The organism is Stenotrophomonas maltophilia (assembly GCF_001274595.1).
GTDB lineage: Bacteria > Pseudomonadota > Gammaproteobacteria > Xanthomonadales > Xanthomonadaceae > Stenotrophomonas > Stenotrophomonas forensis.
The window spans coordinates 53,975-67,937 of record NZ_CP011010.1 but is presented as its reverse complement, the minus strand read 5'-3'; the positions used below and the strand labels follow the sequence as shown (position 1 = coordinate 67,937).

The 13,963-nt window shown below is 67.5% G+C and carries 13 protein-coding genes; 7 read left to right on the top strand and 6 right to left on the bottom strand.

The window, feature by feature from the left end:
• Nucleotides 1-486, bottom strand: a complete 486-nt coding sequence (locus VN11_RS00295; protein WP_053448379.1) for an Lrp/AsnC family transcriptional regulator — start codon at nt 484-486, stop codon at nt 1-3.
• 125 nt (nt 487-611) lie between these two features.
• On the opposite strand from VN11_RS00295, the gene phhA reads away from it, so the two are divergent.
• On the top strand, nt 612-1,505 hold the full coding sequence (gene phhA / locus VN11_RS00290) for a phenylalanine 4-monooxygenase (protein ID WP_053448378.1): 894 nt from the start codon (nt 612-614) through the stop codon (nt 1,503-1,505).
• A 105-nt stretch (nt 1,506-1,610) separates the two neighbouring features.
• Here the strand turns inward: phhA and VN11_RS00285 are convergent, their stop codons facing one another.
• Nucleotides 1,611-2,666 (bottom strand): LacI family DNA-binding transcriptional regulator, encoded by a 1,056-nt coding sequence (locus tag VN11_RS00285; protein ID WP_053448377.1) that lies wholly within the window; start codon nt 2,664-2,666, stop codon nt 1,611-1,613.
• A gap of 238 nt (nt 2,667-2,904) precedes the next feature.
• Between VN11_RS00285 and VN11_RS00280 the strand changes: the two genes are divergently transcribed.
• From VN11_RS00280 to VN11_RS00265, 4 genes are all read left to right on the top strand, one after another.
• Complete coding sequence (locus VN11_RS00280; protein WP_053448376.1) at nt 2,905-3,495, top strand: cysteine dioxygenase family protein; 591 nt, start codon at nt 2,905-2,907, stop codon at nt 3,493-3,495.
• A 117-nt stretch (nt 3,496-3,612) separates the two neighbouring features.
• Nucleotides 3,613-4,251, top strand: a complete 639-nt coding sequence (gene eda / locus VN11_RS00275; RefSeq protein ID WP_053448375.1) for a bifunctional 4-hydroxy-2-oxoglutarate aldolase/2-dehydro-3-deoxy-phosphogluconate aldolase — start codon at nt 3,613-3,615, stop codon at nt 4,249-4,251.
• Between the two features lie 96 nt (nt 4,252-4,347).
• Entirely contained in the window at nt 4,348-5,376 is a 1,029-nt protein-coding gene (adhP, locus tag VN11_RS00270; protein WP_053448374.1) for an alcohol dehydrogenase AdhP, read from the top strand.
• A gap of 127 nt (nt 5,377-5,503) precedes the next feature.
• On the top strand, nt 5,504-5,896 hold the full coding sequence (locus tag VN11_RS00265) for a hypothetical protein (protein ID WP_053448373.1): 393 nt from the start codon (nt 5,504-5,506) through the stop codon (nt 5,894-5,896).
• Nucleotides 5,897-5,967: 71 nt separating this feature from the next.
• Here VN11_RS00265 and ligD read toward each other — a convergent pair whose 3' ends face one another.
• The 3 genes from ligD to VN11_RS00250 form a co-directional block, all read right to left on the bottom strand.
• Complete coding sequence (gene ligD / locus VN11_RS00260; RefSeq protein WP_053448372.1) at nt 5,968-8,454, bottom strand: DNA ligase D; 2,487 nt, start codon at nt 8,452-8,454, stop codon at nt 5,968-5,970.
• A 3-nt stretch (nt 8,455-8,457) separates the two neighbouring features.
• Nucleotides 8,458-9,378: a Ku protein gene (locus tag VN11_RS00255; RefSeq protein WP_053448371.1), complete on the bottom strand. Its 921-nt coding sequence runs from the start codon at nt 9,376-9,378 to the stop codon at nt 8,458-8,460.
• A gap of 167 nt (nt 9,379-9,545) precedes the next feature.
• Nucleotides 9,546-9,944, bottom strand: a complete 399-nt coding sequence (locus VN11_RS00250; RefSeq protein WP_053448370.1) for a hypothetical protein — start codon at nt 9,942-9,944, stop codon at nt 9,546-9,548.
• 146 nt (nt 9,945-10,090) lie between these two features.
• On the opposite strand from VN11_RS00250, the gene VN11_RS00245 reads away from it, so the two are divergent.
• Nucleotides 10,091-10,435: a hypothetical protein gene (locus tag VN11_RS00245; RefSeq protein ID WP_053448369.1), complete on the top strand. Its 345-nt coding sequence runs from the start codon at nt 10,091-10,093 to the stop codon at nt 10,433-10,435.
• A gap of 30 nt (nt 10,436-10,465) precedes the next feature.
• On the opposite strand, the gene VN11_RS00240 is transcribed toward VN11_RS00245, so the two are convergent.
• Entirely contained in the window at nt 10,466-12,556 is a 2,091-nt protein-coding gene (locus tag VN11_RS00240; RefSeq protein WP_053448368.1) for a TonB-dependent receptor family protein, read from the bottom strand.
• Nucleotides 12,557-12,727: 171 nt separating this feature from the next.
• Between VN11_RS00240 and VN11_RS00235 the strand changes: the two genes are divergently transcribed.
• Nucleotides 12,728-13,930 (top strand): aromatic amino acid transaminase, encoded by a 1,203-nt coding sequence (locus VN11_RS00235; protein WP_053448367.1) that lies wholly within the window; start codon nt 12,728-12,730, stop codon nt 13,928-13,930.
• Nucleotides 13,931-13,963: the final 33 nt, after the last annotated feature.

Sequence of the window (13,963 nt, the reverse complement as noted above, 5' to 3'; positions counted from 1 at the left end):
TCAGGACTCCAGCTGCGACAGCGGCAGTGCCTGGAAGCCCTTGACCGTGCGCAGCACGAAGCTGGAATTGGCATCGGCCACGCCCCCGGCGTTGAGCAGCCGGTCCAGCAGGAAGTGCGAGAAGTGTTCCAGGTCGCGCACGTAGACATGCAGCAGATAGTCCATGTCGCCGGTCAGCGCATGGCAGGCCACCACTTCATCCCAACCCTGCACGCTGTCCACGAAGTGGCCGATGGCAGCCTGGTCGTGTTTTTCCAGCTGCACCCGCACGAAGGCCTGCAGGCCCAGGCGTAGCTGCCGTGGCTCCAGCCGCGCGCCATAACCGACGATCACGCCCTCGCTTTCCAGCCGCTGCAGGCGGCGCAGGCAGGCCGAGGGGGAGAGGTTCACCCGCGTCGCCAGTTCGGCGTTGGTGGCGCGCCCATCCCGCTGGATTTCGGCCAGCAGACGTATATCCGTGCGATCGAACTGGACTTCTCCGGCCATTGTTGCCCCGCAACATGGTGAGTACGCAAGGATATTGCGCCAACAAGGCCAATCGACGCAACTTTTGCAACCCTGTTGCGCGCCGCCTGCCCTAGCATCGTGGGTATCCCCTCAAGGAGCGTCCCATGGATCTCGCCCAGCCCCGCCGCGTCGAACACCAGCAGACCGACAAGGGCTACGTGCCGGTGTACACCACCGCGCTTGTCGAGCAGCCGTGGGACACCTACAGCGCCGACGACCACGCCACCTGGAGCACGCTGTACCAGCGCCAGCGCGAGCTGCTGGTCGGCCGTGCCTGCCAGGAGTTCCTGGATGCGCAGGACGAGATGGGCATGAGCGCGCACATGATTCCGCGCTTCGACCAGCTCAACGAAGTGCTCGGCGCCGCCACCGGCTGGACCCTGGTCGGCGTCGAAGGCCTGCTGCCGGAACTGGATTTCTTCGACCACCTGGCAAACCGTCGTTTTCCGGTGACCTGGTGGATCCGTCGCCCGGACCAGATCGACTACATCGCCGAGCCGGACCTGTTCCACGATCTGTTCGGCCACGTGCCGCTGCTGATGAACCCGGTGTTCGCCGACTACATGGAGGCCTACGGCCGCGGTGGCGTCAAAGCCCATGCGATCGGCCCGGATGCACTGCAGAACCTCACGCGCCTGTACTGGTACACGGTGGAATTCGGCCTGATCGACACGCCCGAGGGCCTGCGCATCTACGGTGCCGGCATCGTGTCGTCGAAGGGCGAATCGCTGTACTCGCTGGAGTCGGCCGCGCCCAACCGCATCGGCTTCGACCTGCAGCGGATCATGCGCACCAAGTACCGCATCGATACCTTCCAGAAGACCTACTTCGTCATCGACAGCTTCGAACAGCTGATGCAGGCGACGTCGCCGGACTTCACCCCGATCTACGCGGCACTGGCCGACCAGGCCCACCTGCCGGCCGGTGACGTGCAGGACGACGACCGCGTGTTCCAGAAGGGCACGGGCGAAGGCTGGGCCGACGGTGGTGATGTGTAAGCGCATCACGCACACGGCGTTGCACTGGAAACGGCGCACTCGGGTGCGCCGTTTCCATTGATGGCGGCCCGCGCCGTTTCAGCGCTGCGGGCGAGGGCAAGGCAGTCAGGCGTCCACGGCCCGGCAGGAACCGCGCACCATCAGCTGCGGATGCACGCTGGCCGCCGTCGGCGCCTCCGGTACGCCGGTCTGCACCAGCATCACTGCGGCCATGCGGCCGATATCGGAGACGTGGCGGCGCACCGAGGTCAGCGGCGGCCACAACCGCGACGCCAGCGGGCTGTCGTCGTAGCTGACGATCGACAGCTGCTGCGGCACCGCGATGCCCGCACGCAGGGCCACCTGGTAAACGCCAGCGGCCATCTCGTCATTGCCGGCGAAGATCGCACTGGGCCTGCCTTCGCCCATCAGCAGTCGTTCGGCGGCATGCACGCCGGATTCGAAGGTGTCGCCCGCTTCCAGCACACGCTCACCGGGCAGGGTCAGGCCTACCTGGGCGAGCCGATCGAGGAAGCCATGGGTACGTTCGCGTGCAGCGCGGCGGTCACCGGGGCCGGCGATCACCGCGATGTCGCGGTGGCCGAGCGAAAGCAGGTAACCCGCTGCGGCGGCAGCGCCATCGCGATCATGGGTGACCACGGCCTGCGCCTCATCATCGGACACATGCGCGTTGATGCGGACGTAGCGGCAGTCGATCTCGTCCAGCACCTGCGCCAATGCAGCCGACTCGGACGCGCGTGGGCCAAGGATCACGCCATGCAGCTTCTGCTGCTGCACGAAGCGACGCACGCCCTGTGCGCACTCTGGATCCTCGCTGTCGCACGGATGCACCACCAGCTCGTAGCCGGTGCCGCGCAGCGCTTCCAGCGCGCCATGCTGCAGGTCCACGATGCATTGGGCGCCCGGGTCGTCATACACCAGGCCGATCAGGAAGGAGCGGCGGAACGCGAGTCCGCGCGCCAGGGGGTCGGGCACGTAACCGACCTCGCGCATCAACGCCTCGACCTTGTCGCGGGTGTCCTTGCGCACCAGCGGCGAGTTGTTGATGATTCTTGAAACCGTTTTCTTGGAAACTCCCGACAGTCGTGCGATGTCGTTGATCGTGGCAGCCTTGCCCTTCGATGCCGGCAACGCGGCATCGCTAATAATTCGCACTGACATGTATAGAACCAGGTAAGTCGGAAAACTCTAGCCTTGCGCCCGTCGGGCGCGAAGTTGCGGAGTGTCGCAGCGGATGGGGAACGCGTCCTGTTCGACCACGCATGCTGCACAGGGTTCCATTGTGATCGTTCTACCCATTTCGCATCTGAACCGTTTTTCACGCGCTCGTGTCATCAATGCGGGCGCGACGCGTGCCAACGCCAACATTCCCTTAACCATGCTCCGCTACATTCGGGGCATGGACCTGCAGACTTCTCCGTTTCCGCCGTTCCGTGGCCGCGACCGGTTGATCGCCGCAGTCGATGCGGCGATGACCTCCGGTGATGCCGAACGCATCACCGCCGACCTGCAGCTGGCGCTGCAGGAAGCCATCGCGGACAGCCGCATCGAATTGCCCGAGTGCGTGCACCGTCCGGTCAGTGATCATTACGCTCGACGCCCGCTGTACCACAGCCGCGAACACGGCTACAGCGTGATTGCCATGAGCTGGGGCCCAGGGCAGGGCACGCCGCTGCACGACCACGATGCCATGTGGTGTGTGGAGGGCGTGTGGTTGGGCGAGCTGGAGATCACCCGCTATGAACTGCTGGAATGCGCCGGCGAGCGTTGGCGCTTCCGTCGCCACGCGGCGCTGCGCGGGGGCTGCGGCAGTGCCGGCAGCCTGATTCCGCCGCACGAGTACCACACCCTGCGCAATGCCAGCGACCAGTCACTGGCGATCTCGGTGCACGTGTACGAGGCACCGATGGAGCGATCTGCCGTATTCGACCCGCTCGGCGGCGACTGGTATCAGCGCCGCATCCAGGCATTGCAGGCCGACCCGGCCTGAAACCAGCGCGCAGCACGGCGCGCTGCAGCACCTTCGCGATCCACGTGGCATCATGCGCCGCTGCGCTGCCGGGCCCGGCAGCGATCCGCGATGCCCCGTCGGGCAAGGAGCAAGACCATGTCCAGCACTGATCCGCGCCTGCGCGCGCTGCTGAAGCTGGCACCGGTGATTCCGGTGTACACCCCCGAAGATGTGAATGAAGCGGTCAACGTGGCCCAGGCGCTGTTCCGCGGCGGCCTGCCGGTGATCGAGGTGACCCTGCGCACGCCGCAGGCACTGGATGCCATCAAGGCGATGGTCGAGGCCGTGCCGGATGCGGTGATCGGTGCCGGCACCGTGCTCAACGCCGCGCAGATGCAGGCGGCCAGGCAGGCCGGCGCGCGTTTCGCGGTATCGCCGGGTGCCACGCCGGCGCTGTATGCCGCGGCGCGTGATGCCGACCTGCCGTACCTGCCTGGCGCTGCCACGGCCTCGGACCTGATCCTGGGCCTGGAGCACGGCCACGACACCTTCAAGTTCTTCCCGGCGGTGCAGGCCGGCGGTGCCGCGCTGCTAGCGGCCTGGCACGGCCCGTTCGCCGACGTGCGCTTCTGCCCGACCGGCGGCATCAGCGCGCAGACCGCGCCGCAGTTCCTGCACCTGCCCAACGTGCTGTGCGTGGGCGGTTCGTGGCTGACCACGCCGGCGCTGCTGCAGACCCGTGACTGGGACGCCATCGAGCGCCTGGCCCGCGAGGCCTCGGTGCTGGCCAGCTGAACCAGCGGCACGAATCTTCAAAGGTTTGATCGTGATCAAAGCGCCGGCCCCGGGCCGGCGTCATTCTGTGGGCAAGCGCACTACGGAGATCCGGACATGAATCCAACCATGAAGGCCGCTGTCGTGCGTGAGTTCGGCAAACCACTGGTGATCGAGGAAGTCTCGGTACCGCGCCCGGGGGCGGGCGAGGTACTGGTCAGGATCGAGGCCTGTGGCGTCTGCCACACCGACCTGCACGCCGCCGAGGGCGACTGGCCGGTGAAACCGAACCCGCCATTCATCCCCGGCCACGAGGGCGTGGGGCACGTCGTGGCCGTGGGAGGCGGGGTAGGGCACGTCAGGGAAGGCGACAGGGTCGGCATCCCCTGGTTGTACTCGGCGTGTGCCCATTGCGAACACTGCCTGGGTGGCTGGGAGACGCTGTGCGAGACGCAGCGCAACACCGGTTACTCGGTCAACGGCGGCTTCGCCGAGTACGCACTGGCCGATGCCAACTATGTCGGCCTGCTTCCGAAGGAAGTGGGCTTTGTCGAGATCGCGCCAGTACTGTGCGCCGGCGTGACCGTCTACAAGGGGCTGAAGGTCACCGACACCAGGCCCGGTGACTGGGTGGTGATCTCCGGCATCGGCGGCCTCGGCCACATGGCCGTGCAGTACGCCCGTGCGATGGGCCTGAACGTGGCCGCGGTGGACGTGGACGACAACAAGCTGGCACTGGCGCGGCAGCTGGGCGCCCAGGTCACCGTCAACGCGCGCACCACCGATCCGGCCGCCTACCTGAAGAAGGAGATCGGCGGCGCACACGGTGCGCTGGTCACGGCGGTATCGCCGAAGGCATTCGAGCAGGCGCTGGGCATGGTCCGCCGTGGCGGTACCGTCTCGCTCAATGGTTTGCCGCCGGGCAACTTCCCGCTGGACATCTTCGGCATGGTGCTCAACGGCATCACCGTGCGTGGCTCGATCGTCGGCACCCGACTGGACCTGCAGGAGTCGCTGCAGTTTGCCGCCGAGGGCAAGGTCGCCGCCACGGTCAGCACCGATCGCCTGGAAAACATCAACGACGTGTTCGCGCGCATGCACGCGGGCACCATCGAAGGCCGCGTGGTGCTCGACTTCGCCGCCTGACCGCCTGTGCATGGCCGCCGTTGCACCGTACCCCTCTCCCACGGGCACGGCGGCCATGCCGATCCACCGGTAGCGCCGGTGGCTGGCCGGCAACCGCAGGCGCTTCGCGCAGCCGTACAATGCGCGCATGCCCGGCCTGCTCAAGACCGTGTTCCTGTCCATCGTTGCCCTGATCGGCGGCGTGCTGTCGCTCGCGCTGGTCAGCAGCGTCGCCAGCTGGCTGCCACCACTGCTGGGCCTGTCGCCGGACAACAACAGCGTGCAGTTGGGCTGGGACCTGGCGTTCAGCGTGCTCGGTGGCGTCGCCGGCATCTCCTTCGCCACCTATTACGCGCCCTGCTGGCCGCGCTCGCATGGCTTCTCGATCTGGTCGCTGATCGCGCTGGGCTGCGGCTACGCGGTGTGGAGCGTGGGCGCGGATTTCCCGATGTGGTTCGTCGTTTCCCTGCTGGTCTCGCTGCCGCTGCAGCTGCTGGTTGGCTGGTGGTTCGGTCGCCGCGCGTCGCGCGATCCGGGCTGAGCGCATGCAGGTACTGTCGGCCGCTGGCCGGCAACCTCGGCCATCCTGCAGTTGCCGGCCAGCGGCCGGCACTACCGCTTCAGCGACGGCAGTGTCTGCTTCAATCGTTCCATGCCCTGCCAGGGGTCGCCCTTCAGCCGTTTCGCGCGCGCCAGAGCCCTGGCCATCGGGAACGCATCGGCGGCGGTCACCTTTGCCAGTTCCTCCCAGCGCAACGGCACCGCCACGCCAGCGTTCGCGCGCGCCCGCAATGACCACGAACACACGCTGGTAGCACCGCGCGTGTTGCGCAGCCAATCGATGAAGATCACACCGCTGCGCTTCGCCTTGCTCATCGTCGCTACGTAGCGATCAGGCTGCTGCAGCGCCATCGCCTGCGCGAACGCCTCGCAGAACGCCTTGGCCTGCTCCCAGTCCGCCTTCGGCTGCAGCGGCACCACCACGTGCACGCCCTTGCCGCCAGACAGCCGCACGAAGCTCTGCAGGCCGATCTGCAGCAGGCGGTCACGCACATCACGCGCCCCCGCTTTCACCTGCGCCCAGTTCACGCCGTCGCCGGGGTCGAGATCGAACACCAGGCGGTCCGGATGCTGCGGGTCGTCTACCGTCGCACCCCACGGATGCAGCTCCAGCGTGTTCATCTGCACCAGCTGGAGCAGGCCACGCGCGTTGTCGATGTAGACGTAGTCCTCGCGACCGCTCTTCTGCTGCAGGGGCACCGCATGCACGGCGTCACCCAGCCCGGGGCCATGGTGCTTCTGGAAGAAGCAGGCCTTGCCGACACCCTCGGGACAGCGCAGCACTGACAACGGCCTGCCGGCAATCTCCGGCAGGATCCAGCGCGCCATCTGCCGGTAATAGTCGGCCACGTCGCCCTTGCTGAGTTTCTGATCCGGGAATACCACGCGTTCGGGGTGCGTGATCTGCACCTCGCCCACGGTGTCCATGTCTGCAGCGTTCACTTCCAGGTCCTCCACCTGCTTGTCGTTGCGCAGCCGCTTGAAACTGGCCTGGCGCAGCAGCCCTTCCTTGCCCCAGCCACGGAAGGCGACCTCGGCCACCGCCACCGGCTTCACCCAGCGCACGCTGGCGGCGCTGAACGGCACATGCGCCGGCAACGGCAGCACGGGGGTCTTCACCGCCAGCGGCTGCAGTGCCTTGTGCAGCGCGCGCAGGCGTTCATCGTCGAAGCCGGTGCCCACGCGACCGACATAGCGCAGGCCTGCCTTGTCCTGCGCGGCCAGAAGCAACGAGCCGAATCCCACCCGCGAACCCTTGGGTGCCGTGTGACCGACGATCACGAACTCGTCGGTGTCCTCGTGCTTGACCTTGACCCAGCTGCGCGCACGGGCATTCACATACGGAGCATCCGCCTGCTTGCTCACGATGCCCTCGAAACCCGCCTTGCCACTGGCAGCGAACACCTGTGGCCCGTGATCGATCACATGCTCGCTGAAGGCGAGGATGCCGGGTACATTGCCCAGCAGCGCTTTCAGCAGCGCCTTGCGTTCCAGCAGGGGCGCGCGGCTGATGTCGATACCGGCAACACCTGGCAGGTCGAAGACGATGTAGCGCAGCGGCTGTTTCGAACTGCCGTCGATCACCCGTTGCAGTGCTGCGAAGTCACTGCGGCCCTGCGCATCCAGTACCACCAGTTCACCGTCCAGGCGCGCATCGCGCACCGGCAGCGCCCGGATGGCCTGCACGACTTCGGGAAAATCGGCCGTCCAGTCCAGGCCGTTGCGCGAACGCAGTTTCACTTCGCCATCGTGCAGATCAGCCAACAGTCGATAGCCGTCCCACTTGATCTCATGCAGCCAGTGCTGGCCATCCGGCGCGGTGTCGCGGTGATCGGTCAATTGCGGTTTGAAGGCGCGTGGGTAGGGCGTGTCACGTGCACCGTCCAGTTTCAGCGCCCGCGCATGCCAGTGTGCATCGGCCTTGCGGGTAGTCCTGCGTGCGGCCGGCGTAGCGCGCTCTGTCCTTCCTGCCGTGCGCGCCTTCACCGCCGATGAGCGTTTCGGCACGGGCGCTTCCAATAGATCGTCCGCTTCGGCATCGCGCGCTTGCTCATCATCGCGCTTGATCAGCAGCCATTGCACCTGGCGCCCCTTCATCGCCGTGCGCACCAGCTTCCAACTGCCGGCCAACCGCTGCCCGTGCAGCACGAAGTCGATCTTGCCCGCCGCCAGCGCCTGCAATGGATCACCTTCACAGGCCCAGGTGCCATGATCGAAGACCTCCACGTGGCCGGCACCGTAATGACCTTCAGGGATGTCTCCCTCGAAGCCGGCATAGGACAGCGGATGGTCTTCCACTTCCACCGCCAACCGCTTCTCGCCAACGCGCAGCGAAGGCCCCTTCGGCACGGCCCAGCTCTTCAGTACACCGTCCATTTCCAGGCGGAAATCGTAGTGGCGCGAACTGGCGAGATGCAGCTGGATGACGAACGTTGGCCGTCGCTTCGGGTCACCGTGGGCGGGGGTGTCGTCAGGCTCCGGCGTCTGACCGCTACCTCTGCCGAGGCGACGCTTGCGCCGGTACTGGTGCAGCGACATGGCTCAACCTGCCTTGCGCCGCGGTGCGGTCTTCTTTGTGGCCTTCTTGGTGGCCTTCCGCGCGGCCTTCTTCGCAGGCTTCTTCGCGGGTGCCTTGCGCGTTGCCGTCTTCTTCGCAGGCGTGCGCGTGTTCGCATCCAGGCTCTTCTGCAGCAGCGCCATGAAGTCGACCACGTTGGTGGCCGCATCCTCATGCGGTGCCGGCTCCTCTTCCACCCGGGTGGTGCCGCCCTTGGACTTGATGCGCTTGTTCAGCACCTGCTGCAGGCGCTCACGGAACTCGTCGTGGTACTGCGAGGGGTTCCAGTCGCCAGCCATCGACTCGATCAGCTGCTCGGCCATTGCCGATTCCTTGCCGGTGATGCGGTAGTCGGACAGTTTCCCGGCGGGCAGCGCGTAGTCCTCCGGGTCCACCAGCTCCTGTGGATAGCGCAGGATCATCAGCACCAGCGCGTCTGCCTGCGGCATCACCGCGCACAGGTACTCACGCGTGCGTACCACCACCCGCGCGATGCCGACCTTGCCGGTCCTGCGCAGGGTCTCGCGCAGCAGCACATAGCCCTTCTCGGCCTTCTTGCCTGGCACCAGCAGATACGGCTTCTCGTAGTAGCGCGGATCGATCTGCGCCGCATCCACGAACGATTCCACTTCCACCGCTTCGTGGCTTTCCGGCGCAGCCGAGCGGATGTCGCCTTCCTCCAGCACGACATAGCTGCCCTTGTCGTACTCGTAGGCTTTGACGATGTCCTTCCAGGGCACTTCCTCGCCGGTATCGGCGTTGACCCGCTCGAAGCGGATCGGCTTGCGGTCGCGCGAATCGAGCATGCGGAACTGCAGGTCGACCTTGCGTTCGCCGGACATCAGCGACACCGGCACATTGAGCAGTCCGAAGGACAGCGTGCCGGTCCAGATTGGGCGGGCCATGGAGATTCCTGTGACGGGGCAGGGGACAGCCAGCTTCAGTCCGGCGATGTAAACCACCCGTGTCGGTGCCGTGCACGTGGGTTCTATGCAGATGCGGTAGTGCCGGCCGCTGGCCGGCAACCCCAGAAAACTTCAGGCAGCGAACCTCTGCCGGCCAGCGGCCGGCACTACTGCAGCAGTGGCCGCACTGCCGCGGCCGGAATATGGTCCAGCGCGCGCCAGGCGTCTTCCACCACCGGCCGCGCCTGCGACCAGCTCAGCCGCGACTGCCCGCGCATCTGCTCCCAGTGCTCGGCCAGTTCCTCGCAGGTATCGGCGGCGTCACCGCGCGGCCAGTCGGCGGCGTGGGTGGTCAGCGCGAAGGCATAGACCGGGCACAGGTCACGCCAGTTGCGATGGCCGGGCCCGCGACGCTCCTCGTAATCGCTGAGCATGTACTGCAGGTAGTCCTGCGCCACCGCCTGCGGGTCTTCATGGCGACGCGTGCGGCGCTGCGCGGTGCGCTGGCCGAGCGGATCGAGCAGGGCGTTGAACACGGACGGTGCGGGTCGTTCAAGACGGGGCATGGCCGGCTCCTGCAGCGGGGGCGGGTGGGCAGGAATACGCGCGGTGCCGTTACCAGCGGGTGAGCGAGATGTTCATGACGCCAGGTTCGCGGCGGCTTTACCTTGCTGGCGGTGTAGTGGAGGCCCCGAGCGCAGGTAGCCAGACCATGAGCCGTGAAACCTCCCGAGACCCGCTGCGGGAAAACCACCCGCCCATTGCCGGCGAGCAGCGTGGCAAGCGCGACGCCGACACTGCCGACTACCGCGGTACCGGGGCCCCCTTCTTCGATGCCGCGCAGGGCGACGAGCACCTGCCGGTGAAGCATGACTCTGAACAGGCGGCCCAGGACCGCAAGGACGGCGGCGACCGCCATCGCGGCGGCCAGGAAAGCCCGCTCAAGCGCCGCGAGCGCAAGCAGCGGGCCAGCGACAACCAGGACGAGGCACTGGAGGAAACCTTCCCGGCCAGCGACCCGACCTCACCGTTCGTGCCGGCCAAGGCGCCTGATTGACGGGTCGTGCCGCCCAGTGCCACGACCCGCCTAGCGCCACGACCACTGCAGTCCCACGCTGGACCGCCGCCCCGGTCCCGGCTCGTAGAAGCGGCCGTTGCCGTCGTTGACGATCACCGAGCCGATGTAGGCCTGGTCCAGCACGTTCTCCAGCCGGGCGAAGGCACGCAGCTCGCCGCCGGGCAGGGTCCAGCGGCGGCCACCTTCCAGATGCAGCAGGGCGAAGCCCGGCGCTCGCTCGGTGGCCACGTCGTTCACCACCGTGTCGCTGCTGGCATTGGCTTCCAGCGCCCACTGCCAGTCGCCCGGCGTCCACTGCAACCGGGCGAAGGCCTGCTGGCGCGGCACGCCGGGCAGGCGGCTGCCGGTGGTAACCACGGTATTGGAGGTCAGGTAGGGCGAACGCACCTGCGCCTGCAGCCAGGTCCAGGCCAGCTGCAGTTCCAGTTGCCCGGCCAGCGGCTGGCGGTACTGCAGCTCCAGCCCCTGGCGACGGGTCCGGCCAACGTTGCGATAGGTGCTGCGTCCGCCGATATTGCTGGCAACGGCAAGCTCATCGTCGGTATCTGCACGGAACAGGCTGACATCAAGCTGGGTTCCATTCTGTGCGTGCCACTTGCTGCCCACTTCCACGGAGCGGCTGCGCGCGGCGGCAAGATCCAGTGCCAGTCCCGCCTGGCCGTCGGCGCGGTAACCCAGTTCGTTGAAGGTAGGCGTCTCGAAGCCGCGGCCAACGGCAGCGTGCAGGCGCCACTGCGGGCTGGCCTCGAAGCTGATGCCGGCCACCGGGGTGGTCGCCTGGTAGCGACGGCGGCCGCTGTCGTCCGGGTTGCGGCCGGTGATGTAGCGATCGTCCGATTCGAAGCGCACGCTGCTGTGGCGCACGCCCGCCAGCAACGACCAGCGCGGGCTCCATTGCCACCAGGCCTGCGCGAACTGGTCCACGTTCTGCACGACGTCGATCTGGTCGCGGCGCAGCTGCCCGCGTACGCCCAGCGTGCTGCCGATGAAGTTCTCGTAGCCGGTGCGGTGCTGGCGCTGACGGTCGGCGCTGAGCCCGGCCACCAGGTCCAGCGGCCGTCCGGCGAGATCGCCGTGCCAGCCCCAGCGCGCGTCCAGCCCGCCGTAGCCTCCGTCCAGGTCGATCACCCCGCCCGCATGCAGGGGATTGGCCTGGGCCGCCGGCGGAATCGGCAGGTACTGACGCACCGCGCGCTGGCCGGCATAGCCCATCAGCTGCCAGCGCTGCGCGCCGGCCTCGCGGGTCCAGCGCAGCCCGGCCTGCTGCTGGCGCACCGATTTGCGGGTGTTGTACTGGTGTGCCACGGCGGTGGCCTGGCGCGGGTCCGCCGCCACCTGCGCGCGGGTCAGGCCCAGCGGGTCCTGTGCATCGGGCGCATCCAGCGCATTGAGCAGCAGCTCCAGCCGCCCACCGCCCAGCTCACCGCCGATACGCGCGTTGAGCGATTCACGGCGCGCCCGGCTGTGGTCACGCCAGCCATCGGTACGGAAGTGGTTGACGGCGATGTTGTAGTCCAGCCCGTGGCCTGCACCCTTCAGTTGCGCGCCGGTACTAAGCGTGTTGTCGGCGCCGGCATTGAGGCGCAGCCGCCACGGGTCGCCGGCCTGGCCCTGTGCGCTCCACACCTGCAGCACGCCACCGGAGGAGTTGCCATACAGCGCCGAGAACGGCCCCCGCAGCACGTCGATGCGCTCGGTGCCGAGCAGGCTGGCATGCGACAACTGACCCTGGCCGTCGGGCATGGTCGCCGGTATGCCGTCGATCAGCACCCGCACCCCGCGCACGCCGAAGGTCGAGCGCGCGCCGAATCCACGTATCGACAGCTGCGTATCCTGCGCGAAATTCTGCCGGTCGCGCGCGACCAGGCCCGGCACCCCGGCCAGTGCTTCGGACAGCTGCGCCCCAGCCCCGGCGCGGCCGGCGTCGATCCAGACCGTGTCCAGGCTGGCAGGCAGGGCGAACGGGTCGATGCCCGGCACCCGCGCGGCCTGTACCTGGACGGCAGGCAGGGCGGTGGGGGCGGGCTCGGCCATGCTGGCAAATGGCGACATCAGCAGGGCGGACAGCGGCAGGCAATGGCGTCGTGCGGCGGGATTCATGATTCAGGTTGATGGATCGGGCGGCAACGCACGCCATGGTACGGGCCCGGGGATGACGATGGCGGCGGCCAGCCCCGGCAGGCTTTGTTACGATGGGCTGTTTCCGGCTGGAAAGCCGCAAGCCGCGTGGCGCAATTCCTCCCCCTTTCCGTCTACCGAACGAGTACCGCCGTGTCCTTCTTTGCAAACGTGGAACTGGTCCCAGGCGACCCGATCCTGGGCCTGACCGAGGCGTACAACGCCGACAGCCGCCCGACCAAGGTCAACCTGGGTGTGGGCATCTACTACGACGAGAGTGGCCGCATTCCGCTGCTGCGCGCCGTCAAGCAGATCGAGCAGCAGCTCGCCGCTGAAGCCAAACCGCGCGGCTACCTGCCGATCGATGGCCTGCCGGCGTACACGCAGGCCACGCGCGAACTGGTGTTCGGCAAGGACTCGCCGCTGCTGGCCGCCGGCCGCGTCACCACCGCACAGACCGTCGGTGGCAGCGGTGCGCTGCGCGTCGGCGCCGACGTGCTGAAGAAGCTGCTGCCGCACGCCACCGTCGCGCTGAGCAACCCGAGCTGGGAAAACCACCGCGCCGTGTTCAGCGCGGCCGGCTTCGAGGTGGTGGATTACACCTACTTCGACCCAACCACCCATGGCGTCGATTTCGACGGCATGCTGGCCGACCTGGGCAAGCTGCAGGCCGGCACCGTGGTGCTGCTGCACGCCTGCTGCCACAACCCCACCGGCGCCGACCTCACCGTCACCCAGTGGAAGCAGGTCGCGCAGCTGCTGAAAGACAAGCAGCTGTTCCCCTTCATCGACATGGCCTACCAGGGCTTCGACAAGGGCATCGAGCAGGACGGCGCCGCCGTGCGCATCATCGCCGAGGCCGGCATTGACAGCTTCATCGTCGCCAACTCGTACTCCAAGTCGTTCTCGCTGTACGGCGAGCGCGTGGGTGCGCTGTCGATGGTCGCCCCGACCGCCGCGGACGCCAAGGCCGTGCAGTCGCAGGTCAAGCGCGTGATCCGCACGATCTACTCCAGCCCGTCCACCCACGGTGCCGCGCTGGTGGCCGGCGTGCTGACCAACCCGGACCTGCGCGCGATGTGGGAGCAGGAGCTGACCGAGATGCGCGAGCGCATCCATGCCCTGCGCCACGGCCTGGTCGAGAAGCTGGCCGCCGCCGGTGCGCCGCAGTTCGGCTTCATCAACGAGCAGGCCGGCATGTTCTCCTACTCCGGCCTGAGCCGTGAGCAGGTCGAACGCCTGCGCGACGAGTTCGGCATCTACGCCGTCGGCACCGGCCGCATCTGCGTGGCCGCACTGAACCAGAACAACCTGGAATACGTCGCCAAGGCCGTGGCCACCGTCGCCAAGGGCTGAAGCAACGCACCAGTGGTTTGATCACAAAGGCGC

Excerpts from the sequence above, each read along its gene's own strand:
- VN11_RS00265 (WP_053448373.1), top strand. The coding sequence starts at position 5,504 with ATGCCCGGCCTGCTCAAGACCGTGTTCCTGTCCATCGTTGCCCTGATC.
- VN11_RS00240 (WP_053448368.1), bottom strand. The coding sequence starts at position 12,556 with ATGAATCCCGCCGCACGACGCCATTGCCTGCCGCTGTCCGCCCTGCTG.
- VN11_RS00250 (WP_053448370.1), bottom strand. The coding sequence starts at position 9,944 with ATGCCCCGTCTTGAACGACCCGCACCGTCCGTGTTCAACGCCCTGCTC.
- VN11_RS00295 (WP_053448379.1), bottom strand. The coding sequence starts at position 486 with ATGGCCGGAGAAGTCCAGTTCGATCGCACGGATATACGTCTGCTGGCC.
- phhA (WP_053448378.1), top strand. The coding sequence starts at position 612 with ATGGATCTCGCCCAGCCCCGCCGCGTCGAACACCAGCAGACCGACAAG.
- VN11_RS00245 (WP_053448369.1), top strand. The coding sequence starts at position 10,091 with ATGAGCCGTGAAACCTCCCGAGACCCGCTGCGGGAAAACCACCCGCCC.
- VN11_RS00285 (WP_053448377.1), bottom strand. The coding sequence starts at position 2,666 with ATGTCAGTGCGAATTATTAGCGATGCCGCGTTGCCGGCATCGAAGGGC.
- VN11_RS00255 (WP_053448371.1), bottom strand. The coding sequence starts at position 9,378 with ATGGCCCGCCCAATCTGGACCGGCACGCTGTCCTTCGGACTGCTCAAT.
- VN11_RS00280 (WP_053448376.1), top strand. The coding sequence starts at position 2,905 with ATGGACCTGCAGACTTCTCCGTTTCCGCCGTTCCGTGGCCGCGACCGG.
- ligD (WP_053448372.1), bottom strand. The coding sequence starts at position 8,454 with ATGTCGCTGCACCAGTACCGGCGCAAGCGTCGCCTCGGCAGAGGTAGC.
- adhP (WP_053448374.1), top strand. The coding sequence starts at position 4,348 with ATGAATCCAACCATGAAGGCCGCTGTCGTGCGTGAGTTCGGCAAACCA.
- eda (WP_053448375.1), top strand. The coding sequence starts at position 3,613 with ATGTCCAGCACTGATCCGCGCCTGCGCGCGCTGCTGAAGCTGGCACCG.